27 protein-coding genes are annotated in these 26,051 nt (G+C 44.7%); 6 read left to right on the forward strand and 21 right to left on the reverse strand.

Annotation, left to right across the window (positions count from 1 at the left end):
- The first annotated feature begins 234 nt into the window (after positions 1 to 234).
- Entirely contained in the window at positions 235 to 483 is a 249-nt protein-coding gene (locus tag WH96_RS10590) for a ParB N-terminal domain-containing protein (protein WP_047764105.1), read from the forward strand.
- Positions 484 to 558: 75 nt separating this feature from the next.
- Here WH96_RS10590 and WH96_RS10595 read toward each other — a convergent pair whose 3' ends face one another.
- From WH96_RS10595 to rsmI, 14 genes are all read right to left on the reverse strand, one after another.
- Complete coding sequence (locus WH96_RS10595; RefSeq protein WP_047764106.1) at positions 559 to 2,082, reverse strand: YifB family Mg chelatase-like AAA ATPase; 1,524 nt, start codon at positions 2,080 to 2,082, stop codon at positions 559 to 561.
- A 101-nt stretch (positions 2,083 to 2,183) separates the two neighbouring features.
- Positions 2,184 to 2,642, reverse strand: coding sequence for a DUF523 domain-containing protein (locus WH96_RS10600; protein ID WP_047764273.1), 459 nt, complete (start codon positions 2,640 to 2,642; stop codon positions 2,184 to 2,186).
- 103 nt (positions 2,643 to 2,745) lie between these two features.
- Positions 2,746 to 3,039: a GNAT family N-acetyltransferase gene (locus WH96_RS22765; protein ID WP_407060098.1), complete on the reverse strand. Its 294-nt coding sequence runs from the start codon at positions 3,037 to 3,039 to the stop codon at positions 2,746 to 2,748.
- Positions 2,931 to 3,182, reverse strand: coding sequence for a hypothetical protein (locus WH96_RS22535; protein ID WP_245629476.1), 252 nt, complete (start codon positions 3,180 to 3,182; stop codon positions 2,931 to 2,933). The genes WH96_RS22765 and WH96_RS22535 overlap by 109 nt, the downstream gene beginning before the upstream one ends.
- A gap of 59 nt (positions 3,183 to 3,241) precedes the next feature.
- Positions 3,242 to 3,664 carry a GFA family protein gene (locus WH96_RS10610; RefSeq protein WP_047764108.1) on the reverse strand — a complete coding sequence of 141 codons (423 nt, stop codon included), beginning with the start codon at positions 3,662 to 3,664 and terminating at the stop codon, positions 3,242 to 3,244.
- Between the two features lie 145 nt (positions 3,665 to 3,809).
- Positions 3,810 to 4,649 (reverse strand): hypothetical protein, encoded by an 840-nt coding sequence (locus tag WH96_RS21340; protein ID WP_053005836.1) that lies wholly within the window; start codon positions 4,647 to 4,649, stop codon positions 3,810 to 3,812.
- 159 nt (positions 4,650 to 4,808) lie between these two features.
- On the reverse strand, positions 4,809 to 6,386 hold the full coding sequence (locus WH96_RS10620) for a SulP family inorganic anion transporter (protein WP_047764109.1): 1,578 nt from the start codon (positions 6,384 to 6,386) through the stop codon (positions 4,809 to 4,811).
- 261 nt (positions 6,387 to 6,647) lie between these two features.
- A complete protein-coding gene (locus tag WH96_RS10625; protein WP_047764110.1) occupies positions 6,648 to 7,589 on the reverse strand; it encodes a nitrilase-related carbon-nitrogen hydrolase in 942 nt (313 codons plus the stop codon).
- 121 nt (positions 7,590 to 7,710) lie between these two features.
- The gene (locus tag WH96_RS10630) at positions 7,711 to 8,454 is read right to left on the reverse strand and encodes a glycosyltransferase family 25 protein (RefSeq protein WP_047764111.1); all 744 of its coding nucleotides are present in this window, start codon (positions 8,452 to 8,454) and stop codon (positions 7,711 to 7,713) included.
- A 205-nt stretch (positions 8,455 to 8,659) separates the two neighbouring features.
- Entirely contained in the window at positions 8,660 to 9,604 is a 945-nt protein-coding gene (gene gshB, locus WH96_RS10635) for a glutathione synthase (protein ID WP_047764112.1), read from the reverse strand.
- 21 nt (positions 9,605 to 9,625) lie between these two features.
- Positions 9,626 to 10,417, reverse strand: coding sequence for a SirB1 family protein (locus WH96_RS10640; RefSeq protein WP_162200144.1), 792 nt, complete (start codon positions 10,415 to 10,417; stop codon positions 9,626 to 9,628).
- A 152-nt stretch (positions 10,418 to 10,569) separates the two neighbouring features.
- Complete coding sequence (locus WH96_RS10645; protein ID WP_053005837.1) at positions 10,570 to 11,220, reverse strand: BON domain-containing protein; 651 nt, start codon at positions 11,218 to 11,220, stop codon at positions 10,570 to 10,572.
- Between the two features lie 79 nt (positions 11,221 to 11,299).
- The gene (locus WH96_RS10650; RefSeq protein ID WP_047764114.1) at positions 11,300 to 11,677 is read right to left on the reverse strand and encodes a YraN family protein; all 378 of its coding nucleotides are present in this window, start codon (positions 11,675 to 11,677) and stop codon (positions 11,300 to 11,302) included.
- Positions 11,678 to 12,628, reverse strand: a complete 951-nt coding sequence (gene rsmI / locus WH96_RS10655) for a 16S rRNA (cytidine(1402)-2'-O)-methyltransferase (RefSeq protein ID WP_082130426.1) — start codon at positions 12,626 to 12,628, stop codon at positions 11,678 to 11,680.
- Between rsmI and WH96_RS10660 the strand changes: the two genes are divergently transcribed.
- From WH96_RS10660 to WH96_RS10680, 5 genes are all read left to right on the forward strand, one after another.
- Positions 12,619 to 14,049, forward strand: a complete 1,431-nt coding sequence (locus WH96_RS10660) for a penicillin-binding protein activator (RefSeq protein ID WP_162200145.1) — start codon at positions 12,619 to 12,621, stop codon at positions 14,047 to 14,049. The genes rsmI and WH96_RS10660 overlap by 10 nt on opposite strands.
- A 44-nt stretch (positions 14,050 to 14,093) precedes the next feature.
- Complete coding sequence (locus WH96_RS10665; RefSeq protein WP_204248172.1) at positions 14,094 to 14,468, forward strand: ArsR/SmtB family transcription factor; 375 nt, start codon at positions 14,094 to 14,096, stop codon at positions 14,466 to 14,468.
- 107 nt (positions 14,469 to 14,575) lie between these two features.
- Positions 14,576 to 15,148, forward strand: a complete 573-nt coding sequence (locus WH96_RS10670) for a LemA family protein (protein ID WP_047764115.1) — start codon at positions 14,576 to 14,578, stop codon at positions 15,146 to 15,148.
- On the forward strand, positions 15,145 to 17,082 hold the full coding sequence (locus WH96_RS10675; RefSeq protein WP_047764116.1) for a DUF2207 domain-containing protein: 1,938 nt from the start codon (positions 15,145 to 15,147) through the stop codon (positions 17,080 to 17,082). Before WH96_RS10670 ends, WH96_RS10675 begins: the two co-directional genes overlap by 4 nt.
- A 104-nt stretch (positions 17,083 to 17,186) precedes the next feature.
- On the forward strand, positions 17,187 to 19,586 hold the full coding sequence (locus tag WH96_RS10680) for a heavy metal translocating P-type ATPase (RefSeq protein WP_218045034.1): 2,400 nt from the start codon (positions 17,187 to 17,189) through the stop codon (positions 19,584 to 19,586).
- A gap of 24 nt (positions 19,587 to 19,610) precedes the next feature.
- On the opposite strand, the gene WH96_RS10685 is transcribed toward WH96_RS10680, so the two are convergent.
- The 7 genes from WH96_RS10685 to WH96_RS10715 all read right to left on the reverse strand — a co-directional run bounded on the left by WH96_RS10685 (position 19,611) and on the right by WH96_RS10715 (position 25,906).
- On the reverse strand, positions 19,611 to 20,450 hold the full coding sequence (locus WH96_RS10685; RefSeq protein ID WP_156176776.1) for a phytanoyl-CoA dioxygenase family protein: 840 nt from the start codon (positions 20,448 to 20,450) through the stop codon (positions 19,611 to 19,613).
- Between the two features lie 27 nt (positions 20,451 to 20,477).
- Positions 20,478 to 20,822, reverse strand: coding sequence for a hypothetical protein (locus WH96_RS10690; protein ID WP_047764117.1), 345 nt, complete (start codon positions 20,820 to 20,822; stop codon positions 20,478 to 20,480).
- A gap of 64 nt (positions 20,823 to 20,886) precedes the next feature.
- Positions 20,887 to 21,408, reverse strand: a complete 522-nt coding sequence (locus tag WH96_RS10695; RefSeq protein WP_047764118.1) for a PAS domain-containing protein — start codon at positions 21,406 to 21,408, stop codon at positions 20,887 to 20,889.
- Between the two features lie 107 nt (positions 21,409 to 21,515).
- Complete coding sequence (hemW, locus tag WH96_RS10700; protein WP_342667216.1) at positions 21,516 to 22,739, reverse strand: radical SAM family heme chaperone HemW; 1,224 nt, start codon at positions 22,737 to 22,739, stop codon at positions 21,516 to 21,518.
- 110 nt (positions 22,740 to 22,849) lie between these two features.
- Positions 22,850 to 23,494, reverse strand: coding sequence for an RdgB/HAM1 family non-canonical purine NTP pyrophosphatase (gene rdgB, locus WH96_RS10705; protein WP_047764119.1), 645 nt, complete (start codon positions 23,492 to 23,494; stop codon positions 22,850 to 22,852).
- A 51-nt stretch (positions 23,495 to 23,545) separates the two neighbouring features.
- Positions 23,546 to 24,265, reverse strand: coding sequence for a ribonuclease PH (gene rph, locus WH96_RS10710; protein ID WP_047764120.1), 720 nt, complete (start codon positions 24,263 to 24,265; stop codon positions 23,546 to 23,548).
- A gap of 153 nt (positions 24,266 to 24,418) precedes the next feature.
- The gene (locus tag WH96_RS10715; protein ID WP_047764121.1) at positions 24,419 to 25,906 is read right to left on the reverse strand and encodes an MFS transporter; all 1,488 of its coding nucleotides are present in this window, start codon (positions 25,904 to 25,906) and stop codon (positions 24,419 to 24,421) included.
- Between the last annotated feature and the right edge of the window lie 145 nt (positions 25,907 to 26,051).

Raw genomic sequence — 26,051 nt, forward strand, 5'->3', positions numbered from 1 at the left:
ATAATTATTTATTGAAAATCAAATAGTTATAGGGTTATTTTACGTATTTAATATTTTAAACTGTTAAACTAAAAGTTGTTATTTTCATGATTTTAAATGCAAGCAAAACATTGGTTTTTGCGGAGTCTCTGTTCGAGAAGGACTTTTTTAACAGGCCAAGTTGCTCTGAAAGTTATTTCCAATAAAGCAAATGATTATTAAACTATCCAGATCGATTGGGTTGGGAGGAAAAAAGTGCTGAAGGTTCATACGCTAAACATAGACGAGATTTATGTACCAGCAGGCCGCCGGAAAGAGTTTGACCCTGAAAAGTTAAAAATTACCGCAGACAAGATCATGGAAGAGACAGAACAGAACCCCATAAGTGTTCGTCAGGGAAAAGACCGTTACGTGTTGTTGCGAGGAATACATAGGCTTGAAGCTCGTAAGGCTTTAGGTGAAACGACGATCAAAGGGCATATATTACATGCCAAACAAAGATAGACTTTAGTTTAGTGTAGTATCTCAGGCCGATGTTTCTAAAAGTTTTTATAAACTGGATCTTGTTATTAACGCGTTCTATTTTTTAGGCTTTCTATAGCGCAGGGCTTCGGCGATATGTTTTGTCTGGATTGTATCTTGTTTGTCCAGATCGGCGATGGTACGTGAAACTTTGAGGATGCGATGATAAGCCCGGGCAGAGAGCTTGAATTTTTCTGATGCGCGTTGCATCAACTCTTTCTCCTTAGGACCTAGAGAAGCAACTTTATCCAGAATTTCCCCTTCTGCCTCTGCATTGCAATGGGGACGATTTTGCTTTGGATAGGCCGCATACCTATGCGTTTGGATATCACGTGCAGCTTGCACTCTGAGGGCAACGTCGTGACTGCCTTCTTCAGGGGGCGGTAGGGATAAATCGGATGCTCTGACAGGCGGAACATCTAGATAGAGATCAATACGGTCGTAAAGTGGCGCTGAAATGCGGGCTTGGTATTGCGTGCTACACCTTGGCCCTCTGGCACAAACCTGAGTAACAGGATCAACTTCTCCACAGCGACAGGGGTTCATCGCAGCAACCATTTGAACGCGCGCAGGATAAGTAATATGAGCTTCTGCTCTGGCAATAGATATTTTGCCTGTTTCTAACGGTTGGCGTAAAGTTTCGAGCACATTACGGTTAAATTCGGGCAGCTCATCTAGAAAGAGAACACCCCTGTGGGCCAATGATATTTCCCCGGGTTTGGCTTTTGGTCCTCCGCCAGCTATGGCGGGAGCTGAGGCAGAATGGTGAGGGTCTCTGTAGGGGCGTAAACTTTCCAAGGTGCCATTTTTCAGCAGGCCAGCAAGCGAATGAATCATGCTGACTTCAAGAATTTCTTCGGGTAGAAGTTCGGGTAAAATTGAAGGTAATCGAGATGCAAGCATTGATTTTCCAGACCCTGGTGGACCATTGAAAAGCAAGTGGTGTCCACCAGCCGCAGCGATTTCAAGCACACGTTTAGCGGTTTCTTGCCCCTTTACATCCCTTAAATCCGGAAGATGGCGGCGGTCGTTCGTCGGTTGAGGTAGAGCTGTTTTCGGAGGGCAGAGTATTTGACGCCCATTAATATGATTTATAAGCGCTAAAAGGTTCGAAGGTGCTATGATTTCCAATCCCTTAACCCATGCAGCTTCTGCACCCTGACTTTCAGGGCAAATAATACCTTTATCATTTGCCAGCGCCTGCAAGGCAGCAGGTAGAATGCCGTTTACAGCCCGGATGGTTCCATCTAGCGCCAACTCACCAAGAACGAGGTAGGTTATTAACTCACTGGTTGGCACAATTTCCATCGCAGCAAGAATACCAAGGGCTATGGGAAGGTCGTAATGACTGCCTTCTTTCTGTAAATCGGCGGGGGCCAGGTTTACTGTGATCCTCTTGGGGGGAAGAGCCAGCCCGATTGCCGTTAAGGCAGCGCGTACTCTTTCACGGCTTTCGGCGACTGCTTTATCTGGTAAACCAACAATGTTAAAGGCGGGTAAGCCGCTTGATAACTGGACCTGAACTTCGATGTCCCGAACTTCTATACCTTGAAAAGAAACGGTATTGATCTGTGCAGTCATCTATCTTTACCACGGTGGAACAAAAAGAGAACTTAGTGTAACACTCTTTGATGCACGTAAAAGAAGAAATTTATATTCTACGTGTAATTTATTACGCTGATCTATCTGTTTGCGAGATCAAGAGCATATTTGATGCTGTGTTCGCTGAAAACAGAAACACCGTTCGCACGCAGTAAATCTGTGACAATACCTGACCCGTTGATTTTTGTTCCGGTAAAGGAACCATCGTAAATAAAGTCACTACCGCAGGAGGGGCTGCCCTCTTTGAGGATGGCGATTTTTATATTGTGATCCTGGCACATAGTGAGTGCTTTTTCCGCACCGCGGATAAAGGCATCGGTGAAATCTTTGCCTGTCTGGTCTTGTATGCGGTCGGATATTCGTTCAGCTGGCGATCTGGGTGTTGGCAACCCACCAGCTACTTCAGGGCAAAGTAAAACCATACGTCCCTGCTTTTGTAAGAGATGTAGTTTTTCAGTACCTTGTGATGCATATCGACCATCATATCGCACAGGTTTTCCCATTAAACAGGCGCTTACAAGGATTTTGGAATCAGGCATTTTAATATTCGATGTTTTTGCGTTAGACATCTCAAGATCTGTTTTAATACTGGTTTTTATATTGGGGTTATTGTTCATACGTTGTTATGTTGATTTTCGCTGTTCAAAGAAACTTGGACATTAAATGACGGGGATGAAGCTGGAACCCCAATCGTTCGTACAGAGCTTTTGCACGAGGATTGGCTTGTTCAACTTCCAAAACAACGCGTCTCGCCCCAAGTATTTTTGATTGTTTGCAAGCATATTTAAGCGCTTTTGTACCTATACCTTGATTTCTGTACGCCTTTTCTACAAAAAGCTCATCGATAAAAAAATCACGCCCCCTGTTTCCAGAGAGAAACCCAGTGATACACAGAGATAGCCGATAGAAGTTTTCTGCTTTTCGATTATCCAGAATTTTGCCAAGGATTCACCTGATAGAATAGAGGTAATTGCGTTTTCTATTCTGGTTTCTCCATAGCTATTTCCATCTTCGAGGTAATAGCTCTTCGCCATTGCGATGACTATTTCTTTATCTGAGTGTTGAACTTCTCTAAACATTTATGTGACCTATATTTGCCGGTAACCTAAGTGTCTTGTCTGATTAAACTCCTTAATTATCAGGTTTCTTCTTGGGGGATATTATCTTCCAAAGTATAATAATCACCTTTGTAGCGACAGAAGATATGACGTTTCGTTTTTAGCAGGGATGTATCATCCAGTGATCCTGCTGAAACAGCATAGTAGTCCCCAACTTCACCATCTTTAGTTAGTTTCCAGAATAGGGAAGATCCGCAAGTCGCGCAAAACCCACGTTTGGCATGATCGGAAGATTTATACCATGTAAGACTTGAGAGAGAAGATGTGAAAATGAGTTGATCTGTAAGGCAATCTGTCGAGGCCCAAAAGTGGCCGGACCACTGCCGACATTGTTGACAGTGGCATGCCGAAATATCGTTGAGATCTGATTTTATTTCAAAGCAAATATTACCACAGAGGCATCTGCCAGTGTGTTTGTTGTTTTCTTTTTTGGTATCAGGCATACGATCAAGTTTCCGGTTATTATACAAGTAACTTTGGGGACAGAAAATTAAGAAGACGAAAGGAATTAACGCAAGAACAAAAAAAGAACTAGTTGATAAAAATCTTCTGTTTTCATCACTTTGTCAATCTTACTGATTGAGAGATCTAAGGAGATATTTTTTCGAGCTCAAGTAATCCAAAGTATATCAGAAGAGGAACTGGGAGGGTCGCAAGGCTCAAAGTCATAAAGAATTTTATAAAAATAAGCTTCTTGCTGGCGCCACTGATAAAGGCAATTCCACCACCTCCGCCAAAAATAGCATTTCCGGGAAGATTTATAAGAAGAGCAAGTGTCAAGTATCGATACTTTATGACCCAGGGCAATAATGTGAATAAAAAAACAAGGGGTCTGGGCATTTCCGTCAATGAATTGAGGGCGGTTTTCTGGTTGGTCAGTGTGGTGAGTTTTTGCAGTTTCTCTGTGGACCAGAATTGAGGAAAATAATGACCAACAAGAAATGACAGGCTTAGTCCGCCCAATGTGGCCAGATAAACGACAAGGACTCCCTCTTTGCCAAAAGCGGCCATAATAAGTAGGCCGATTTCAACCCCTGGAACAAAAGGAATGGATAACACAAGGAGGTAGAGTAAGGCGCAAATCAATAAAGCCTGAAGGCCAAAATAGGCCTGAATATTTGCGAACAGGGAAATGACTTCTGGCCTATCCATATAGATAAAATGAATGACTAATATGACAAACCAGCTCCAGAATATGATGAGCAGAGTGCTTTTAAAGCCCGGATTATCAAAAAGCGGCAACAACCTGAAAACAAGAATAAGCAATGTACTGAGAGATAAACATTGTAATAGGTATCGTGTTAACCAGGGGGAGCTGTTTACATTACTTTTAAGTGTCAAATAGGTCAGAATGAAAAAGAGAACTGTGAGACCCGCCGTAACCAGCTTGGAGAATTTTAAAATGTCATCTGTATTATCTGGTGACATATCTTTCCTGATAGAGTTTCTATCGATTTTCGCATTTTTAGAGAGATAGTTTTTTAAAGATTATGAATAATATTCTGACAATTAATTCTCAAACACGAAAGTATAAAAAAAGAGGGCCGAAGCCCTCTTTGCTAGTAGTCAGATCATAGTAATCTAAGTTTAAGCTTTTTGAGGCTTATCAGCGATTTCATCGTCTTCATGGTACATTTTGTTGTAATCGACAAAAACTCCGTAATGTGGATCGCCCTCTTTATCTTCTTCGACCATGCTGACTGATTTTTCAAGGAGATGACGACAGTCAGGGCTCAGGTGACGAAGGTGCAGTGTTTTTCCTCTGCGGGTATAGCGTTCAGCCAAGCCATCGATTGCTTCCAAACCAGAATGATCCCAAACTCGGGCGTTGCGGAAATCTACAACTACATCATCAGCATCATCGGCCGGGTTAAAGAGATCTCTGAAAGAGCTGATTGATCCAAAGAACAGCGGACCAGAAACCTCATAGACAGTTGTTTTGCCGTCTTCTGTTGTACCAACACGTGCATAGATGTGTTTGGCAGAGTTCCAGGCAAAAACAAGTGAGGAGACGAGCACGCCGACCACAACGGCAATGGCAAGGTCGCTGTATACTGTGACACCGGAAACCAAAATCAGGACAAAGGCATCTGTTTTGGGAATGCGGTGCAGAATGCGGAAGCTTGACCATTCAAATGTGCCGATCACGACCATAAACATCACACCGACCAGCGCGGCAAGCGGGATAAGTTCGATAAGATCTGAGGCAAAGAGGATGAAAATCAAGAGAAAGATCGCAGCTGCAACACCAGAAAGCCGTGCTTTACCGCCTGATTTAATGTTGATCATGGATTGGCCGATCATAGCACAGCCGCCCATACCACCAAAGAAACCGGTCACAAGGTTTGCAATGCCCTGCCCCATACATTCTTGCGATGTACGGCCTTTGGTTTCGGTGATTTCATCAATCAGGGTCAGGGTCAGTAATGATTCAATCAGGCCAATAGCCGCGAGGATAAGCGAGTATGGGAAAATGATATAGAGTGTCTCAAGTGTGAAAGGAACGCTTGGAATATGAAACTCTGGTAGACCACCCGCAATAGAAGCCATATTACCAACAGTTGGAATATCAAGCCCGAAGCCAATAACTACGGCCGTGACAACAGCAATGGCAGCCAAGGGCGCAGGGATCAGATTTGTAACCTTCGGCAAGAGATAACTAATCGCCATTGTCAGGGCAACAAGACCTAGCATGATATAAAGCGTTGCACCGCTTAGCCATTCGCTATTTGGGTCTGTTGGGTTAATTTTGAACTGAGACAGTTGTGCGAGAAAAATAACAATCGCCAAACCGTTTACAAAACCAAGCATGACGGGATGAGGAACCAGACGTATGAACTTTCCAAGTCTAAAAACACCGGCAAGGATCTGCAAAATTCCCATCAGAACCACAGTGGCAAAGAGGTACTCTACCCCATGTGCGACAACAAGGGCGACCATGACAACGGCCAAAGCACCTGTTGCGCCGGAAATCATACCGGGGCGTCCGCCGATTAATGAGGTAATCAAGCCAACAATAAAGGCGGCATAGAGACCAACCAAAGGGTCAACCTGGGCCACGAAGGCAAAGGCGACAGCTTCTGGTACAAGGGCAAGAGCAACGGTTAGTCCCGAGAGAACATCAGCTTTGATATTTTTCGGGTCGCAAAAATTGTAGGCTTTCATCTGGTATCCGATCGGATCTCTCTATGGCCACAGGAATTATTCCCAGGAATTATCCTCAGAAATTATCCTATGCCAAATTAAGGCGATCTTTGCCCCATGGGAAAGCCGCCATTGTCTATTGATGTATTAATTCTGGCGCGCTTCTAACAAATTTATTTACTTTAGAAAATATCTAATCTGTGTCGTGCCTGTTCTGTGGGGTATGTGTGGAACACATATCGAGAGCAAGTATACTATTGGGCCTAGGGCATAATTGCATCTCTAGTCGTCTTCCACAACCACGTGATCAGCTTTCCAGGCACCTGGCCATACTTCTGCAGAGCCGTTTCGCAGTCGGCGAATTTCTTCAAAGGGGATATCTTTGGCAACAATCAAAGGTCCTTGCCCGACAGTGGTATCTGTTGGTGAAATTTCTGTCGCGACCCCAATATGTCCAAGGCTTTCTTCACAGGGAATGTATACTGCTGCGGCAGAGGTTTGATTTTGACGTTTTTTGCCAAAAAAGTCTGTTGCGCCGATTGGGCCGACAGCGGCAACTGCGGCCTGTAGTTCTATAGCCCTGGCTTTGGCACAACCAAAAACGCGATTATAGCCCGCCAGTTTTGATGTCATTGATGGAACAAGAATCAAATCAATATCGTGATCGGCGATTAAAGATGATAAAGCGGGCATTTCCACATCCAGACAAATCAGTATCGCAATCCGCAGGCTCCGCCATGTAAAGATTTTGACCTTATTGCCAGGTGTTAGACACCAAGCCTGTGGGTCTTGTTCGTTGGGTGTCAGACAAAGCTTATCCTGAGTGATATATCGACCATCAGGCAAAAACAGGTGCGCCCTGTTGTAATAACCGCTGTTATCATTGACGGGAGAATCAGAAACTTCATCTTTGGTATCAATACCGACAGGGAAGGTTCCGGCCAGTAACCCGATATCATGATTTATCGCCAAAACTTTTAGCTGGTCAATAGCTTCCGCGGCTTGCGTTGCCATCCAGGGAATTTCTTCGTCGGGGCCGATACCTGCAGGAGCAAAAGACATCCATTGTTCCGAGACATATTCTGGCATGAGCAACAGTTCTGCCCCCTGCTCTTTGGCTTGTTCCATCCTGTAACTGGTCATTTCAATCCAATCAGATAATGACTTCAGAGATGTTTCCAGATTAATAGCCCAGAGAGCAATATTTAACGGGGATAGAGTCACGCGTGGTCTCCTGTATTGCTTTTTCTATGATATATAAATCGTCTTCAAAGAAAGTGCTTAACCTTTACAGGATATCTGACAACAGCCACTTTCGCTAATTGCGAAGGGTTTGATACCTTGTTTAATGGCTTTTTAGTTCCCACAATCTTTTGTTGATGCCGTCAACAATCTTTCTCCGTTTTCGCCGAAGTTTGTGTATTGTTTTTTGAGGTGCTTCAATTGGGGGACTATCGGTTCTAATATCCGATTGAACATTATTGTCATGCACAATTGGGAAGGGAAAAACGGCTCGTATTTGTAACTTGTTTTCCCAAATCCGATCCATTGCAATATCTATTGGGTGAATAATAGTTTTACAATAATTACAGAGTTTTTCTGCACCAGAGCGATTTAAAACATACCCAACGGCTCCGCAGGCATTGCCTTTGAGGTTGACCAAGTTGGTTATCTCGGTAATTGGTTCTAAAATTTCAAACTTGCGGTCACGGGAAGTTGCTAGGCGTATCATGTCCCAGGGTGTTTTGACGGTCTTTAGATTATTCAAAATATCCGGTAGTTCTGATGTAATATTGACATCATCTTCAATAATTAAGGCCATTTCATGCCCTTCATTTAAGATGCGTTCAAACAGTGTGAAATGGCTTAGATAGCACCCAATCTCATTAGGAGTCATATCTTTGCCAAATTCTTTTAACCGATAGGCATGTGCATAGTTTGGTATATTTTTTGAATCAAGTTCTCTTCCGTCAATAGCTTTGTAGAACTCATAATTCAATTCGATTGAATTAAATTGCTCTTTGATTTTTTTTCTTCTCTCGGCAGATCTTTCAAGATTTATAATGAAAATCGGAATTTGCTGAGACATGAAGAATCCTATGATGAATTTGTGACTAAATAGAGCTTATAATATTGACCTTATGGGTTCGCAAGAACGATAGAGTGTCGCCTCCTTGTCAAATTTTTGCAGATTGTTAAATGCTGTCGCTGCAGATCGGAAGTAAACTGTAAAGTTCAATAACATACCCATAACATTTTTAGGGTTGCTATGGGTATGTTTGATTGATTTTGGTTTAATCCTTCAATTTTTTTTCAATTGAATCCCAGATGTCAGATTCGAGCGACACGCCGTTAAAGCGATTGATTTCCTGAATACCTGTTGGGGATGTGACGTTGATTTCTGTCATGTAATCACCGATGACATCAATGCCAACAAAGATAAGGCCACGTTCTTTTAGCGTTGGTCTAATCGCGGCACAGATTTCATGATCCCGTTCTGTCAGGCCGATTGGGTCCGGGCGTCCGCCGACGTGCATATTGGATCTTGCTTCGCCTTCTGCCGGCACACGGTTAATGGCACCTGCGGGTTCTCCGTCGATTAGGATGATGCGTTTGTCCCCTTTGCGGACATCCGGCAGGTAGAGCTGTGCGATTATGGGTTCGCGATAGTGTTGTTCAAATAATTCAAAAACGGAATTCAGGTTTTCATCATCTGGCTTGATATGGAAAACCCCTGCGCCGCCGTTTCCGTAGAGCGGCTTTACAATGATGTCCTTGTGCTCAGCACGGAAGGATTTGATTTCGTCCAGATCATTTGTGATCAAAGTTGGGGGCATGAGTTCTGGAAATTCAGCGATGAAGAGTTTTTCCGGGCAATTTCTAACCCAGCTTGGATCGTTCACAACGAGTGTCTGGGGGTGGACATGATCCAACAAATGCGTTGCTGTAATATAGGACATGTCAAAAGGCGGATCCTGTCGCATGAGAATGACATCAATCGTTTTGAGATCGATGGTTTGCGCTTCTCCTAGGGTTGCATGATTTCCCTGTTCATGTCGAAACTCTACAGGGCGGCACTTGGCATATACCTGTGATCCTTTCATTGAAAGATCTTTGGGCAGATAATGGTATAGTTTGTAGCCGCGGTTTTGAGCCTCGAGACCTAATATGAAAGAGCTGTCGCCATTGATATCAATGGTTGATACTGGATCCATCTGGATGGCAACGGAGAGTGTCATGAGATCATATTCCCTAGTAGATCAGTTCAATTGTGCTTTCAGTTTTTGGAGCATTTGAGATGCTTCCATAAGACCTCTATGGTCTTGTTCGATTAGTAGATAGTGTTCCAGAGTTTCAATTGCAGCAAGAATGTTATTTAAATAGGCTTGAAGCGTGCCAGCTTCGAACCATATCGCAGGTTCATTGGGGGCGATGAGAAGCATTTTTTCCAAGACTTCTAGTGCTTTTTCTGGCTCTTCAGATTCAATCAATCGTACTTTAATATTATTCTGGAGCCGTAAGAGGATATTTCGGTTGCTGACGGATTGCGTAAATTCTGTCCGCAGCTCAGCCTGGTCGCTCATGAAGCCTTTCAGGATAGCGCGAAGCCAGGGAGTTTCGCGCACTTGTCCGCGATCAAAGGGATCAACAATGACGTGCTCTTTTCCATATGAAATACGGATAAGGAAATGCCCGGGGAAATTTAATCCGGCAGCAAAAAGAGATTGTTCAGAGCTTAGTGATTGAATGATGTGAAGGTAAAGAATGCCTAAGACAATTGGCAGACCTTTGCGTCTTTCAATTACGGCAATAAGGTTTGCATTCTCAAGATTGTCGTAAGTTTCTGTATCACCTTCGTAACCATGGACATCATAAAGAACAGTTTCAATTGCGCTAAGAATATCGTTTAACTCAAGTATTTTTCTATTATGTGTAATTGGTTTTAAAAGGTTTTTTGTATCTTGAACTAAACGATCCAAGTGATCCTTGTAGCGATCAATAGAACTGGTTTTCTGATCTTGCGCTGCAATTAAAAGAGCGGTTTCAGACAAGGAAATATCATCGTCATTTGCGTGGCCAACACCTTTTAAATGATGGTTTATATCAGTGTGTGATAGCGATGTTCGATGTAACATTGGGCTTTATAATTTAATTGCGGCGATAAAGATTAATATTACCGCCGCTTATGGTCATTTGAACAGGGTTATTGCGTTCTTGCGGGATCGTCTTTTAGCGTGACATAGCTGACAACGCGTTTGACGTAATCAATGTCTTTTGCATGGGCAATGACACGATTAATTTCCTGCTGGTTTTGGGCAATACCAAGTAAATAAACACTCTGATTAACAGTATCGATATTGTAGTTGATTGAGGTAATTTCTTTGTCGAACAAAATGACGGCTTTAAGCTGGGTATTAATCCAGACATCTCTCGCATAGTCAGTAATCCCGCTGTCATTGTTGACTTCGATTTCATTAATGACTTCGCGAACACCTGTTGCTTTCCAGGCCTCACGGACAGCGATGATACGGTGTTCGGGCAATTCGACATTACCGCTGAGCAAAACTTTACCTTCGTTGACCTGAATGTTCACTTTCCGGAAAATAGAAATATTTTCTCTTAAAAAAAGATCATTAATTTCGAGCTTAATCTGAACATCGGTTACCGCCTTTTGAAAAGGTCTCTCTTGGGCAGCTGTGTTCGCAGCAACAGCACCGGCACCAATAGCCGCGCCAGTTGCGCTACACCCGCTGAGGATAGCCATACCGGCTAAGATAGCAACTATTCTGAGCGTTGATAGGGCACCATCTTGATTTCTTGTGATGTTTTTAAATACCATCCCCACCTTGGTCATGGTGAAATTACTCCTGTTTATAACCTGATCTTAAACTCTGAGATCTGTAATTATTGTCTATGTCATTATTACGATTTGATTAGTTAACTTGCCACGCATTTTTAATGTGATAGGGGAAAACTGTGGCGCCAATAAGAACAGCATCAAATCTTTGATCAAATTCCAGATATTGGGGGTTTTGCTTCAAAAAATATTCTGCAGCATGAATGATACGCTTTTGTTGTGCAAAATTAATTGCCTGTGAAGCAGCCTCTATATTCTGTCTTTTCTTAACTTCGATGAAACAAATCAGGCTCTTTCTCTTCGCGATTAGATCGATTTCGCCAACTCTCGTTTTGTAATTTTTATCAAGAATTTTATAGCCCTTGCACCGTAAATACAAAGCAGACAATGCTTCTGCATAACGACCTGTGGTATAGCTGTTTCTTTTTGATTTCTTAGGAGAAGAGGCAAGCATTCAGGTGTCTTTTGAAAGTTCCAGTGCGCGTTGATAGACCTTCTTTTTGGGTAGGCCTGTGGCTGTGCTGACCAGTGCGGCAGCATCTCTCAAGGAATTATCTTCCAATGCGCTTCTGATCTGGTCATCGAGATCCTGTTCAGTAAGTTCATCATCGTTTTTGCTCGCCTGTCCGACAACAATGACAATCTCACCTTTGGGATTACCGGCTTCCGCATAGTGTTCTGTCAGCTCTTTGAGATTTCCTCGGCGTACTTCTTCAAATTTTTTCGTTAACTCCCGGGTTACAGCAGCCGGGCGATTGCCAAGGACGCTGTACATGTCTGCCAAAGATCCTGCCAGTCGGTGGGTAGATTCGAAAAAAATCAAAGTGGAAGGAATGGTTGTAAGCTCTTTCAGTGCTTTAGATCGGGCGCCAGTTTTATTGGGTAGAAAGCCATTAAAAAAGAAGCGATCAGTGGGTAAACCGGATAAAATAAGAGCATTTATAGGAGCTGAAGCGCCGGGGATAGAGGTTAAGGCAATACCTTCTTCGTAGGCACTGTTCGCGAGCTTGTATCCGGGATCAGATATGAGCGGTGTTCCTGCATCGGAAACCAAGGCCACGACATTGCCTTTTTTTACCTTTTCAATAAGCTTGGGTCTTACTTTATCTGCGTTGTGTTCGTGGTAGGCCACCAGAGGGGCTGTAAAACCAAAAGCCTGAGCAAGCTTTTTGGTGACACGTGTGTCTTCACAGGCGATAAGATCAGCGGCGGCCAGAATTTTTTTTGCGCGGTCCGTAATATCCCCCATGTTGCCGATTGGGGTGGCAACGAGGTAAAGTGCTGGTTCAGGTTTATCGCTACTCAGGGCAGGTCGACTGTTGGCTTGTTCCTCGGTTAGTGTTTTATTGGTCCCGTCTGATTTTGTGGCAGGATGATTTTGAGAGGATGACTGTTTTGAGCTCAACGTTGGCGACTTTCTTTGTTGTAAAAGGCATTGGCATTAGCCGAAGGCTTGTATCCCTGCCCGCGATCATCTTGCTTTCTATTCTAATCTCTGGATGTCAGACAACCATGAAAAAGGGGCCTGACGCAACGGCAGAAACCCCTGAATTGCAAGAAAATCAGTCAGAATCTACACAAAATGCGACAGATTTGGAAATTACGGAGCCTGAATTAATTGAAGAGGTAGAACCTTTCGCAGATCTAGAGACGACAGAAACTGTTGTGATTAGCGAAAGAAGAACGAAAGTCGGATTTTTGTTACCTCTGAGCGGCCGCCACAAAGCCATTGGAGAATCCCTGTTGAATGCGGCACAGCTTGCCTTGTTTGATGTATCTGGTGAAAAATTCGACCTTGTGGTGCGCGATACGGCAGGAACACCAACAGGTGCCCGCACAGCGATGGAATCACTAGTTACTGAACAGGTTGATCTGGTGATCGGACCGTTATTTGCAACATCTGTCTCAGCAATAACACCCCTCGCCCGCCAAGCTGGTATCAATGTAATTTCTTTTTCGAACGATCAGGCCGTTGCTGGTGATGGTATCTATGTTCTGGGACTGACACCGGAAGAGCAGATCAGGCGTGTTGTTGACTATGCAGCGGCCCAGGGAATTCGCCGTGTTGCTGTTTTTGCCCCTGATAACGACTATGGGCGTCGTATTGTCAGCGCACTGCAAATCCAATCTTATGGATCTGGTGTCGAATTGACTCGACTAGGGTTTTTCAATCCGTCAGATCCTGATTTGGAAGATAAAGTAAAAACCATTGCCAATTACAATGCGCGTCATCAGTCTCTTTTAGCTCATCGGGCGACCTTAAAGTCTCGGGGCGATGCGGCTTCACGAAGAGCGTTAGCCCGATTGCGGGGGCGAGATACCCTTAACCCACCTAATTATGAGGCTATTATTATTCCGACGGGTGGCAAACAGTTGCTAACGATTGCGCCGTTGCTCAACTACTACGATGTTGATCCCAATCAGGTAAAGTATCTTGGTACGGCGCTTTGGGATAATCCAAAACTTGGTCGTGAGCCAGCCTTGGTTGGTAGTTGGTATGCGGCACCTTCGCCAGTGCATTGGGAGAACTTTAAAGATCGTTACAAGGTACTTTATGGTAAGACGCCACCACGTATTGTGACGCTTGCTTATGATTCTGTTGCTCTGGCTGCTGTTATAGCCCGTCAGGCGGAAAGCCAGTCTACGGCTGTGAATTATTCCAAGAGTCTCTTAACCAATTCACAAGGTTTTGCTGGTCTTGATGGTGTTTTCCGTCTCCATGCGGATGGACGGAGTGAACGCGGTTTGGCGATCTTGTCGCTGGAACGTGATCTGATCAATGTTGTTGATCCGGCCCCGGCGAGTTTTACGCCTTTGGTAAACTGATACATAAGTCGTGCTGTTGTCTAAAGATCATTGAAAGTAGAGCTTTGGCTATTGAAGATCACCAAAATTGTCAGCCTGTAGGGTCCTCGGCGTCAGAAAAAGACGGTTGCTGTCAGGGGCTCCCTGAACTTGAGCACAAGGGCGTTGAAAGCCTGAGTAATATCTTCAAGACATTGGGTGATGAAGGTCGCTTGCGGCTTTGCTTGTGCTGTTTTCAGAACCCTTGTTCCGTGAGTGAACTTTCAGAGGCGACGGGGCAATCCCAGTCCTTGACCAGCCATAATCTACGTCATCTCAGAGATGCGCGTATACTGGTGTCTAAAAAGGTAGGACGTCAGGTTCACTATGAACTAGCCGATGATCATATTCGCCATGTCATTGCTGATATGGCGCATCATGTTTTGGAAGTTCACGATTAAAACCAGACGACAGAAACTATTCTGCAACAATTGATACAAAATACTCGCTAGCAGCTTTTCGCACGCACTGTATAGTAGGGCAGATTTAATTCTATTACGGATTGTATATGCCCTCTTCAGTTCTTTTTTCCGTTCTTGTAATTGGCATTCCTGCCCTCGTAATTCTGTGGGGTATTTTTGCCTATAACCGCCTGGTGAAATACCGTCAGCAAGTTTCTGAAGGTTGGAGCGGTATTGATGTGCAGTTGAAGAAACGGAGCAATTTGATTCCCAATCTAGTTAAGGTGGTAAAGGGGTATGCTGCGCACGAAAAATCGACACTGACCGAAGTCACGGAATTAAGAGCGCAGTGTGTAAGTTCTACTGGAAGTGGTGTTGATCAACGAGGAAAGGTCGAAGGAGGTCTTACCTCTGCTCTGACAAGGTTGCTTCTGGTAGCAGAGAACTATCCGGATTTAAAAGCGGACGGTAGCTTTCGCGATCTTCAGTCCACGCTGACAGAAGTTGAAAATGATATCGAGATGGCGCGCCGCTATTATAACGGCGCAGTACGTTTGATGAATGTTTCTGTCGAGAGTTTTCCAAGTAATTTAATCGCAAAACAGTTTCATTTTACCCGCGCAGAATACTTTCAACTGGAAAATCCAGATGATCGGCAGGCACCAGGAGTACAACTATGAACTATCAGATCTTTCGTAAGTGGAATTTCATTAATCTTCTATTTGGTGTTCTGATTACCTTTGCGCCTTCTTTTGTGTTTGCGGATGAGAGAATAAAGCTGTTTGTTTCTGACATTGTTGTTCGCGAAGACAGTAGCTTAAAGGTGACCGAAACGATCACTGTTCGTGCGGAAGGGCAGAATATCAGACGGGGTATCTATAGAGAGTTTCCCACAAAATACGAGATTCAGGGAAGACGCTATGCCGTTGGTTTTAACCTTCTATCTGTCAAACGGGATGGTCAGAATGAATCCTATCATACCGAAGATTTAAGTAATGGTGTGCGTATTTATATGGGGCGATCCGATTATTTTCTGCCTGTTGGTGAATACACCTATGAAATCACCTATATAACGGACCGTCAGCTTACACATCTGGACACAATGGATGAGCTTTATTGGAGCGTAACTGGTAATGGTTGGGATTTCCCAATTGATAAGGTTGTTGCCAATGTTTATCTGCCTAACGGTGCGGAAGTTTTACAATCAATTGGGTATACAGGCTATTTCGGGGATGATGGTGAAGATTATCAATCGACCAATGGAGTGTCATTTGCAACAACCCGCACTTTATCTGCCAGTGAAGGTTTAACAATTGCGATTGGGTGGCCAACCGGGTTTGTTTCTGTGCCCGATAGTTACGAACAGATGCAATATTATCTGGAAATTAACGCTAGTTTTTTGATCGGCCTAGTGACGCTTGTCATTATTACAGTGTATTATTCTGTTGTCTGGTTTTATGCAGGTCGTGACCCTGCTGCAGGTATTGTCATTCCGCTTTTTGACGGTCCAAAAAATCTTTCTCCTGCAGCTGCTGGCTATCTGAGTAATTTGGGTTTTCGAAAGGGGTATAGTGAAAATACAGCCTTTGTCGTTGCCTTAACAAGTCTTGCTACAAAGGGGTACATTACGATTGACCAAAGCAAAAGTGACTATTCCCTGAAGAGAACAGCTAAAAGAGATCTGGATAGTTTGCCCCGTGGTGAGTGGACGATTATTGATCGATTACTACCAGATCCTGAAGATGAATATAAACTGAAACAAAAATATGACTCGAGATTTGCTTCTGTAGTGGATTTTTTTAAAGAAGCGGTAAGCGATGAATATGGATCGGGCTATTTTGCGGCAAACACGGGGAAATGGCTTATTGGATTTTTGCTCGGGCTTAGTGGTATTATTTTGTCACTGGCTTATGCCGGAGGAGATCTTATTGTCCCTGCGCTCTTTTTTATGGCATTTTTTGGTATTTTTTCCGGCGTTATTTTACCACCTCTTTGCAGGGTTTTGTCCTATAAAATGATGAAATCAGGATTGCCAAAAAATCTTGCTGCGCTATTGCCACTTACAATTTTTTTGGTGATTCCCTACTGTTCCTTGTCTGTAGGTGAATTAATTACAGAACAGGCTTTTTCCGCTGAAAACTATAGCGTTATTCTTCTGATCGTTACTGTCACCCTGGTTTTTAGCTATTTGATGGAGGCTCCAAGTATAAAGGGGCGGAAAATCCTCGATCAATTGGAAGGTTATAAACTGTATTTGTCTGTAGCCGAAGGCGAACGATTAGAAGCAATTGGTCCTGAACCTGATTTTAACGAGCATGTGTTTGAACAACATCTGCCTTTTGCAATGGCTCTCGGGGTCGAAGATCAATGGTCGCAAAGATTACAAAGTTATCTCACAGTCATGAATCAAGTTCCGATGGACTATAAGCCGCGTTGGTATAGCGGAGACTCTTTTTCACGGAGTTCAAGTTCTATCGCCAGCAGTTTGACAAGCGGTATCGGGCATACGATTTCATCTGCTTCAAGTCCGCCGAGTTCTTCGTCCAGTAGTTCATCAAGTGGTGGTGGGTCCTCTGGCGGCGGCGGCGGTGGTGGCGGTGGCGGTGGTTGGTAAAATAGGCCTCTACAGCGTTTGAATTAAAATTTTCCCTCCACTCTTGACTTAATCCACACATGAATATATTTTCATATGAATTATTATTCATGTGTGGATTTGTTATGACACAAACAATTCTGTTTATCGATCATATGCCTGAAGCGGAAAGCTGCGGGGATTGTCGGGATCGTATTGGTAAAAAGCTTGAAGCTTTACCCGGCCTGTCTTCTTATGAAGTTTCTCGTAAAGCGGTATCTTGGGTTGGTCGTGATGATATTAGGGATGCGATTATCGCAATCATAGCGGACATTAAAGGTCTGCATCATCATATGTCTTGGACAATTAGTGGTATGGATTGCCCAAGTTGCGCAAAATCTATTGAAAAAGCTGTCGACAGATTGCCCGGAATTCATGCCGCGCGAATTTCTTTTGCGCGTGAGCGCCTAAACACGGATTATAATCCAAGTGAAGTTACGCAAGATGACATACAGAAGGTTGTCACAGGCTTGGGCTTTGGCCTGAATGAAGTCATAGATGGTGGTGTGGGTAAGGTCAAAAGAAGCTCAAATTGCTGTTCCTCTTCACAGGCTCAGAGCCAAGCATCGACAGCAACTCCTGCCCGTGATGTTGATGCCGGCGATATTGGTAGTCATCTTAATAATAAGCTAAAGGTATTCTTAAGCGGAAGTACTGGTAAGATGCTTATGGCGGGCGCTGCTCTTTTAATTGCGGTGGTGTTGGCTCAGTTTAACCCGACAAATGCACGCGTTTATTATAGCGCCGCGGCTTTGGTCGGTTTAGTTCCAATTTTTTTCAATACGTTAAGATCTATCCGTTTTGGTCAGTATTTTGGTATTCAGACCTTAATGACAGTTGCCGCGGTTGGCGCTTTGTTTTTGGGTGAGGCCCTTGAGGCCTCTATGGTTCTGTTCCTTTTTTTGATCGGTGAAGCTCTGGAACAGCGGGCAGCAAATAAAGCGCGCGAAGGTGTGACCCTGCTTCTTGATTTACAGCCTAAAGTCGCCCGTCTGGTTCAGGGCAGCCATAGTCAGGAAGTCCGTGTTGAGGACTTATCCGTTGGTGATGTGATTGAAGTCCGTCCGGGTGAGAGATTACCTGCCGACGGAATTGTTCTCAATAATATGGCTATATTGGATGAGTCTGCTTTGACAGGTGAATCTATCCCCCGGAATAGAGACATTAATGATGCTGCTCAGGCAGGGTCCCTTGTTCTTGAAAAGCTTACAACCTTTCGTGTGACATCGGAAGCTGGTGATAACACGTTGGACCGTATTATCAGATTGATCGAAGAATCAGAAGAACACAAAGCCCCGGTTGCGCGCTTTATTGATCGTTTTTCAGCTTGGTACACGCCAGCAATGATGATTGTTGCGCTATTGGTGGCTGTGATTCCTCCACTCTTTTTCAACGGGGCTTGGGAAGCCTGGATTTATAAAGCGCTGACGTTGCTCATTATCTCCTGCCCTTGTGCCTTGGTTATTTCTGTCCCGGCGGCGGTGACTTCATCCCTAGCCGCTTCGGCGCGGTGTGGGTTGTTGATTAAGGGCGGCGCAGCGTTGGAGCTATTGTCCCGGGCCAAGACCATGGCTTTTGATAAAACGGGTACCTTGACCAAAGGCAAACCACAGGTAACTGATGTTATGGCACAGGGTGATGTCCTAGAGATGGTTCGTCTAGCAGCGGCAGTGGAGAGAGGGTCTGGCCACCCCTTGGCAGAAGCGGTTGTTCGTTATGCTGAAGACCAAGAGGTTAATATTCCCGCTGTGTCTGATGCCCAGTCCATCACTGGAAAGGCTGCATTGGGTAGTGTTGGGGGACGTAGAGTCGCTGTTGGATCTACAGATTATTTTGCTGATGAACTCTCAGATGATGCAAATCTTTATAATCAGGTTCAGGGTCTTCTGGAACAGGGTAAAACGGTTGTTGTTGTTACAATTGATAATGCTCTTGCTGGGGTTCTGGCATTACGTGATGAGCCGCGTGAAGAGGCCAAAGATACTCTGAACCAGTTGCAGGAATTGGGTATTGAAACGGTTATGCTCACCGGGGATAACCCGAAAACAGGCAAGGCTTTAGGCCGTGAGTTGGGACTTGCTGTGAAGGCAGGTCTTATGCCTCAGGATAAGCTCAGGGAAATTGATGCGTTAGGGGGTAAAGGTACCGTTGTGATGGTTGGCGATGGTATCAACGATGCGCCTGCCCTCAAAGTTGCTGATGTTGGTATCGCAATGGGTGGTGGTACTGACGTTGCCTTGGAGGCTGCTGATATTGCCTTGATGCAAAACAGACTACAGGACTTACCAGCATTGATTCGTCGCGGACGCCAGACCATGTTGAACATTCACCAAAATGTCGCGCTGGCGCTAGGTCTCAAGGGCATCTTTTTGATGACGACGTTATTTGGGATGACAGGACTGTGGATGGCTGTGCTGGCTGATACAGGAGCAACGGTATTGGTGACCTTGAATGCTTTGCGGTTGTTGCGAAGTTCTTCAGATTAGGTCGGCAGGGGCGTATTATAGGTTTTAGAAGCTCTCGGGAAGATCAGCAATGTGTTTGTATTTTTCGAATTGCTCAAAAATGAGATTCAGGCGCTCTTCTGGAATTGGTGGGTGTTTAGGATCTAGCAAGGGGTTACAGAGAGGATCCAGAGCCGCATTTTGAAATTCGAGAGAAAGACTTAATCTCGGTGTTTTGGCGCTTAGGTGGCTTCGGCCACCCCAGTGATATAGATCCTGTCGCCATCCCAACACTGAACCAGCTTTGGCTGGCAGGCAGAGAATATCCTGTAAAGCGATTTGTGATGGATCGCTAATCGGAGTGTCGTAATCTTGCTCGCAACTAAGCGGAAGAACGGACATGCAACCATTTTCTGGTGTTGCATCTGTCAAAGGTATCCAAAGACTCAGCGAGACCAGCATTTCCTGACCATACAGCTTGATCACTGATTGGTCAGCGCTGTCTCTATGTGGAGGCCAGCCTTTTGCTTTCCCTGGCTCGATGTACCAGGCCCAAAAATGGGGGAGCACATTATAGTTTTCCCCCAGAAAGTTCTGTAAAAGCGATCGCAGACGGAAAAACAATTCCCAGGTTTCGTCATAGAGATAAATGAATGCCTGTGGCAGGTCATTGCTATGGAGTCTTTCCATTGCCTGGCGAAGGAGGTGGATGTCCTGTTCAGCAAAAATGCCTTGGCAATTCAGGTATCCGTCTTGCCATAGAGAATCAGATACATTGGATAGTAGAGTACCATTGATTGTTTGCAGAGGAATTGCGTTAAGAGGATCTGAGCTGATCGTGAGTTGCGGATTGAGATCGCGCCAAAAAGAAATGCTTTTAAGTTGATCTTTTGTGATGTGGTCCACAGCTCTGTCCTGTATTAAAAGCGTGGGTTATTTATGTATATGCTGAGCCAGCGCAGCATCAAGAACGGCAGCGACCATAGCGCGTGCAGTATCTTCCAACAATTTTCCGTCGTCAGCTTTTGGCCCTTCAAGCTTCTCAAGCCTGTAATTTTCCGGAAGATCCGTAATTCCTGCTGCGGTGACGTCAGGGTGTTCTTTCAGCTCTGCGATCAGAGAAATACAGCCCTTCCACTTATGAGTCAGGGTTTTGATAACGCGGTCTTTATCAACAGCAATTTCGTGCCATTTTTCATCTGCGTTCAGGTCTTCAAAACCCGGTCTTTTAGCCGCTTGTTGATAAATAACGGCGGCGGCTTTTTCTAAGTGTAGCATAAATAAATCCTCTATTTAACGCCTTGTCTCATCTGTTTGATGATCAGGCAAGTGATAGATAGATCTAGAAGTTCGATGTTGAGCGACGTGATGGTTCGAAATGCCCCTCGGGTGAAAGAAGAGAATAGCAGTAAGTCATGAAATATGATGGTGAAGCTTCGGCTGTTGCATCGTTTTGCGCATAGGGGAGAATCAGGCGTAAATAGTGACAGATTTCTTCTTCCCGATAGAAAACTTCCCATATTTGCGGGGCTGATGCTTCGAAGGTTATTTTAAACTCTTCAAAATGGTTCTGATAGATTTCATTTGGTGTGCCATCAAGAACACTTTTACCGCGGAGATCTTCATTCGAAGAGGATGAAATCTCTGTGCCATCAAGGCGATATATGAAGTCCAGTGGATCTTTCTGAATCTCAACAACACAAAATCGACCAAGGTGCTTACGGTACCTTAGCGGATCCATCTCACTTTTATAGGGATTACCCTGAACAGGTTTATGATCTTGCCATATCTTCAAAATGCGAAGAATTTCGTCGGGAGCATCCGAAAAATCTGTAAGCGAAGAGGAATAATCATAATTGGCCATAGTTATTTCTGAAATGATTTAGAGCGATTGTCAACGAGGATAAAATGATATTTGCGTTCAAAAGATTAGCTTTGCATTTTGTCGCAATCACTAATGCGTCCCCTTGATTATGCCAAAAGGTAAGAGAGGACACTATTTAGTCGGGTTCTACCTTCGTCTGTGGCTCTAATCCTTCTTTTATCGAGCGACAACAGGCCTTCTTGTTCAAGCTGTTCAACCTTTGTTAGTTGAATGAAATCACTCAGATTCAGGCCAGTTTCGTTCTGGATATCTTTTAGTTTGATTCCATCGCTCAGGCGTAATCCCATCATGAGCATTTCTTCAAACCGTTCCGTATCCGAAATAGAACTGTGGGTTCGTGTTGCATGGCCTGCCTGTTCGACTGTACTAAGCCAAATTTCGGGTGCCCTGTGCTGTCTTGTTGCGATTTTGCTTCCCAAAAGTGTATTGTCTGCCAAAGTCAATCGTCCGTGAGCGCCGGGTCCAATGCCAATATAATCGCCGTATCTCCAGTAGGTTAGGTTGTGGCGGCTTTCTTCTCCGGGGTTGGCATAGTTCGATATTTCGTAATTGGGCATACCGTGTTGGGCCATAACATCGTTGGTAATATCGTAAAGTTCAGCAGCTGTATCAGGGTTGAGTTCTTTAAGTTCTCCCCGGCGACGCGCACCGTGGAACGGCGTATTCTCTTCGATTGTTAATTGATACAGGGAAAGGTGCCTGGTGCCTTCTGCTAGGGCCTGTTCCAGCTCGTCTTTCCAGCTTTGTTTATTTTGTGTAGGCCGTGCGTAGATCAAATCAAAAGAAAAACGTTCAAAGTTTTGTCGGGCGACATCAATTGCCTTAAGGGCTTCCGCAGCCGAATGTTCGCGCCCCAGGAACCGGAGATCCTGATCATTTAAAGACTGAATCCCGAGGGATACCCGGTTTATCCCTGCTTGGGCGAAAGCAGCAAATTTGTCAGATTCAACAGATGTCGGGTTGGCTTCGAGGGTAATTTCAAGATCGTTATGGCTGGGCCAGTGTTTACGAATTCGTTGAATCAGAACTTTGGCAGTTTCCGGAGCCATAAGGGACGGCGTACCACCCCCAAAAAAAACGGAGCTGACAATTCGACCTTCACCACCAGAGGTCTTTAATAATTCTGCATAATGATCAAGTTCTTGTAAAAGGGCAGTCCGCCAACGTTTTTGAGAGACTTCTTCGCGGACGTGGCTGTTAAAATCGCAATAGGGGCATTTCTTCAGGCAAAAAGGCCAGTGAATATAAATGCCAAATCCGCGCCGGGCGGCAGCAGGTAGATATGAGGCGGAACCTGGGGTATTGATCAAAATGCAGACCTTTTACAAATCAGCCACAATTCAGTTGATAACAAGTTCTGGAACAAGCTTTGGCCAGTTTCGCAGGCCAATCTAGCACAGTTTGGTCGTACGATCTGTGCTTAGGCCTTTGGGGTGAATTTTTCGGCAACTAGCAAAGCAAATGCCCGAGCACGGTGGCTCATAGAATGCTTACGTGCCGGTTCCATTTCCCCGAAGGTTATTGTTTCTCCGTCGGCCTGAAAAATAGGGTCATAACCAAACCCTTGCAATCCACGGGCGGGATGAACAATGGTGCCATCAACACGCCCTTCAAAGACTTCTGTCTTACCATCAGGCCAGGCGAGACAAAGGGCACAAACAAAATAGGCCGCGCGATTATCACTGCCTGTCTTGGCGACTTTCTGAAGTTCTTCTTCGACTTTTTCCATGGCCAGAGAGAAATCTTTCTCTGCGCCAGCCCAGCGGGCAGAATAGATACCAGGGTCGCCATTCAAAGCAATAACAGCCAAACCACTATCATCTGACAAAGCCGGTAGGCCAGATCCCTTTGCAGCGGCAAGCGCTTTTATTTCCGCATTCGCTGCAAAGGTTAGCCCATCTTCGACAGGTTCAGGTAAGCCGAGATCTCCGGCTGAAATAACATCAACGCCATAGGGAGCCAAAAGCTCTGCTATTTCGCGCAATTTTCCCGGATTATGACTGGCGAGAACAAGTTTACCATCTCGTAGAGTCTTTTCAGAGAGTGCTTTTTCAGCTTGAGGCATGAGCTTATTTCCTGCTTGTATTTCTGGTCGTATCTTTTTCTAACGGTAGGTTTACGCGCCAGAAATTGCCTGCTTCTGTAATTCTACAAGCTCAGATACACCTTTTTCTGCAAGGTCTAGCAATGCATTGAACTCGTCACGAGAAAAAGGTTTTTCTTCGGCAGTGCCCTGGATTTCAACAACGCCGAGATCGCCTGTCAGGACAAAATTTGAATCAGCCTGAGCATTGGAATCTTCGGGATAATCAAGATCCAAAACGGGTGTGCCTTCGAAAATACCGCAAGAAATAGCTGCAACATGGTCTGTCAGTGGAATATCTTCGATCATGCCGAGTTTCTTCATGTGTTGAAAGGCAAGATGAAGAGTAACAAAACCACCCGTGATAGAAGCTGTTCGTGTGCCTCCGTCGGCCTGTAGGACATCACAGTCGATTTTGATCTGACGCTCACCAAAACCAGACATATCGGCGACGGCACGAAGGGATCGGCCGATCAGGCGCTGGATTTCCTGTGTACGGCCGGATTGCTTGCCACGTGCAGCTTCACGGCTTGAACGGCTGTGTGTTGCTCGGGGAAGCATGCCGTATTCGGCAGTGATCCACCCTTTTCCTGAGTTGCGAAGCCAGGGTGGTGTACTGTCTTCGACTGATGCGGTGCAGAGCACATGTGTATCACCGAATTTAATCAGACAAGATCCTTCGGCATGTTTGCTGAAGTTAGTTTCAATAGTGACCTGACGCATTTGGTCAGGAGTACGGCCTGATGGACGCATGATATGCCCTCGATATTAAAATAGATGTTGGGCGGAAGCTACCTTATGGTTCCTGCTACGTCCAGTAGGATCAGGTGTCCAGATTGATCAGACTTTTGAAAGGTTCTAATTGTTTATGCCGATTATCATGTGAAAGATTATAGGGTTTGAAATTTATAATCTTTCGGGTGATGTTTCTGGCGCAGGGTTTAAAATTCTCTTGGCGTTGTCTCTATTTTTTAATTTGACGAGATAGATAGCCAAGAGACTGGCGATAAAGAGAACAGGCAAGAATATTGCGTGAACCCAATAGGCTGTTTGTTCTACAATTTGTAGGCTTGCCCCATCTTGGAAACCAATCATTGCGGCGGGAATACCTGCGACAGCAGGGCCAAGGGCGCCGCCACACATTTGAAGGGTTGGAATTGCACCGGATCGCTTATCCTGTTCATGGCTTGGGCCTGATTCGATAATGATAGATGACAGGTCAGCCCAAAAGATGCCAAAGCCAGCTCCTGCTAAAAATATCGAAACCGTCAAAGACCAAAGCGGGCCGCCGTAAAGGAATTGAGCGATGCCAAATAGTCCCAAGAATGCAGTAAAGACGCCTGCGGGAATAAGGTATAGGCGCCATCGGTTATTTTGCGGAAGTTTTGCGCAAATCAGGGCGGCAACTGTCCAGGATATTGATTCCAAAGCAACCATAAATCCGGCGGCAAGGGGGGAGAAGCCATGGACTTTTTGTAAGATATAAGGGCCGTAAACCATAAATGATATAGAGGAGACCATCGCGAGAAAGATGATCGTTACGCCTGTCCCAGCGATAGTGAAAAGGCTGAGGCCGTGTTTTGGTAATAGGGATGAGATGGATTTTTTATCTCTATGAAGAAGGTATCCTAGTAAAACCAGGCCGATAATGAGAAAAGCCAAGGCATAGTCGGGTTCCCGGTTGCCCATCGCGATAATAAGAACTGCAGATCCCAACAGTCCTAGTCTGAAAAACGGTAGGGGTGTTTTTGATTCTGTTTCTTTGGAAGAAGTCGCATTTTCTTTCTTGGGAAAATTGCTGCGTACAAGAAGTACAAACAAAATTGCACAAATTGTTATGATATAAAAACCAGTCCGCCAGCCTACGGTTTGTGCAAAGATTCCACCTGCAAGGGGACCGCCGACAGAGGCAATACCCCAGACAGCTGATTCCATCGCGAAAACCGTCGGCCACAGATGACGAGGAAAGAGATCTGCAATTACGGTATAGCAGCTGGCGAGAACTAAGCCCCCACCCACGCCCTGAACAATGCGGGAAAGCAGAAACATTTCCATGGATGGGGACAAGCTTACCAGAAGAGAGCCAACAGCAAAGATGGCTCCACCGATAGAAAGAATCGCTCTGCCGCCAATTTTGGTTTTTGTGGTGCCTGCTGCAAGTGAGGCAATCATAGCGGCCGTGGTATAGAGCAGAGCGGACCAGTTGATAAATTCCAGCCCATTGAGGTCATCAACAGCGGAAGGTAACAGTGTCGATGTAATTAAACTGTTCAAGGCATAAAGCGCCACACCCATACAAACGATGACAAGATGTAGGATATTCTGTGGTGTCATCTTTGCATTATTATTGGAAGCTTCTGGGGTGAGTGCTTCTGTTTGTGTATGAGTGGACATGGCGGGAACCTTAAATAAAAAAGTATTTTCTTTTCTTATTGATTTTCTACGTCAAATAATTAAAAAAGCAAATACTTTTTTTAATTGAATTAATTGAGTATACTCAATCTCTATGAAAAAGAATGCAAAGACAGAAGATGCTATC

The organism is Kiloniella spongiae (genome assembly GCF_001026905.1).
Taxonomy (GTDB): Bacteria; Pseudomonadota; Alphaproteobacteria; order Kiloniellales; family Kiloniellaceae; genus Kiloniella; species Kiloniella spongiae.

What these genes read in the sequence shown, in the direction of transcription:
- WH96_RS10690 (WP_047764117.1), bottom strand. Translation starts at nt 20,822, where the DNA reads ATGCTACACTTAGAAAAAGCCGCCGCCGTTATTTATCAACAAGCGGCT.
- rph (WP_047764120.1), bottom strand. Translation starts at nt 24,265, where the DNA reads ATGCGTCCATCAGGCCGTACTCCTGACCAAATGCGTCAGGTCACTATT.
- WH96_RS10675 (WP_047764116.1), top strand. Translation starts at nt 15,145, where the DNA reads ATGAACTATCAGATCTTTCGTAAGTGGAATTTCATTAATCTTCTATTT.
- WH96_RS10670 (WP_047764115.1), top strand. Translation starts at nt 14,576, where the DNA reads ATGCCCTCTTCAGTTCTTTTTTCCGTTCTTGTAATTGGCATTCCTGCC.
- WH96_RS22535 (WP_245629476.1), bottom strand. Translation starts at nt 3,182, where the DNA reads ATGTTTAGAGAAGTTCAACACTCAGATAAAGAAATAGTCATCGCAATG.
- rdgB (WP_047764119.1), bottom strand. Translation starts at nt 23,494, where the DNA reads ATGCCTCAAGCTGAAAAAGCACTCTCTGAAAAGACTCTACGAGATGGT.
- gshB (WP_047764112.1), bottom strand. Translation starts at nt 9,604, where the DNA reads ATGACACTCTCCGTTGCCATCCAGATGGATCCAGTATCAACCATTGAT.
- WH96_RS21340 (WP_053005836.1), bottom strand. Translation starts at nt 4,649, where the DNA reads ATGTCACCAGATAATACAGATGACATTTTAAAATTCTCCAAGCTGGTT.
- WH96_RS10610 (WP_047764108.1), bottom strand. Translation starts at nt 3,664, where the DNA reads ATGCCTGATACCAAAAAAGAAAACAACAAACACACTGGCAGATGCCTC.
- WH96_RS10695 (WP_047764118.1), bottom strand. Translation starts at nt 21,408, where the DNA reads ATGGCCAATTATGATTATTCCTCTTCGCTTACAGATTTTTCGGATGCT.
- WH96_RS10645 (WP_053005837.1), bottom strand. Translation starts at nt 11,220, where the DNA reads ATGACCAAGGTGGGGATGGTATTTAAAAACATCACAAGAAATCAAGAT.
- WH96_RS10680 (WP_218045034.1), top strand. Translation starts at nt 17,187, where the DNA reads ATGACACAAACAATTCTGTTTATCGATCATATGCCTGAAGCGGAAAGC.
- WH96_RS10715 (WP_047764121.1), bottom strand. Translation starts at nt 25,906, where the DNA reads ATGTCCACTCATACACAAACAGAAGCACTCACCCCAGAAGCTTCCAAT.
- WH96_RS10620 (WP_047764109.1), bottom strand. Translation starts at nt 6,386, where the DNA reads ATGAAAGCCTACAATTTTTGCGACCCGAAAAATATCAAAGCTGATGTT.
- WH96_RS10600 (WP_047764273.1), bottom strand. Translation starts at nt 2,642, where the DNA reads ATGCCTGATTCCAAAATCCTTGTAAGCGCCTGTTTAATGGGAAAACCT.
- WH96_RS10595 (WP_047764106.1), bottom strand. Translation starts at nt 2,082, where the DNA reads ATGACTGCACAGATCAATACCGTTTCTTTTCAAGGTATAGAAGTTCGG.
- WH96_RS10630 (WP_047764111.1), bottom strand. Translation starts at nt 8,454, where the DNA reads ATGTCTCAGCAAATTCCGATTTTCATTATAAATCTTGAAAGATCTGCC.
- WH96_RS10650 (WP_047764114.1), bottom strand. Translation starts at nt 11,677, where the DNA reads ATGCTTGCCTCTTCTCCTAAGAAATCAAAAAGAAACAGCTATACCACA.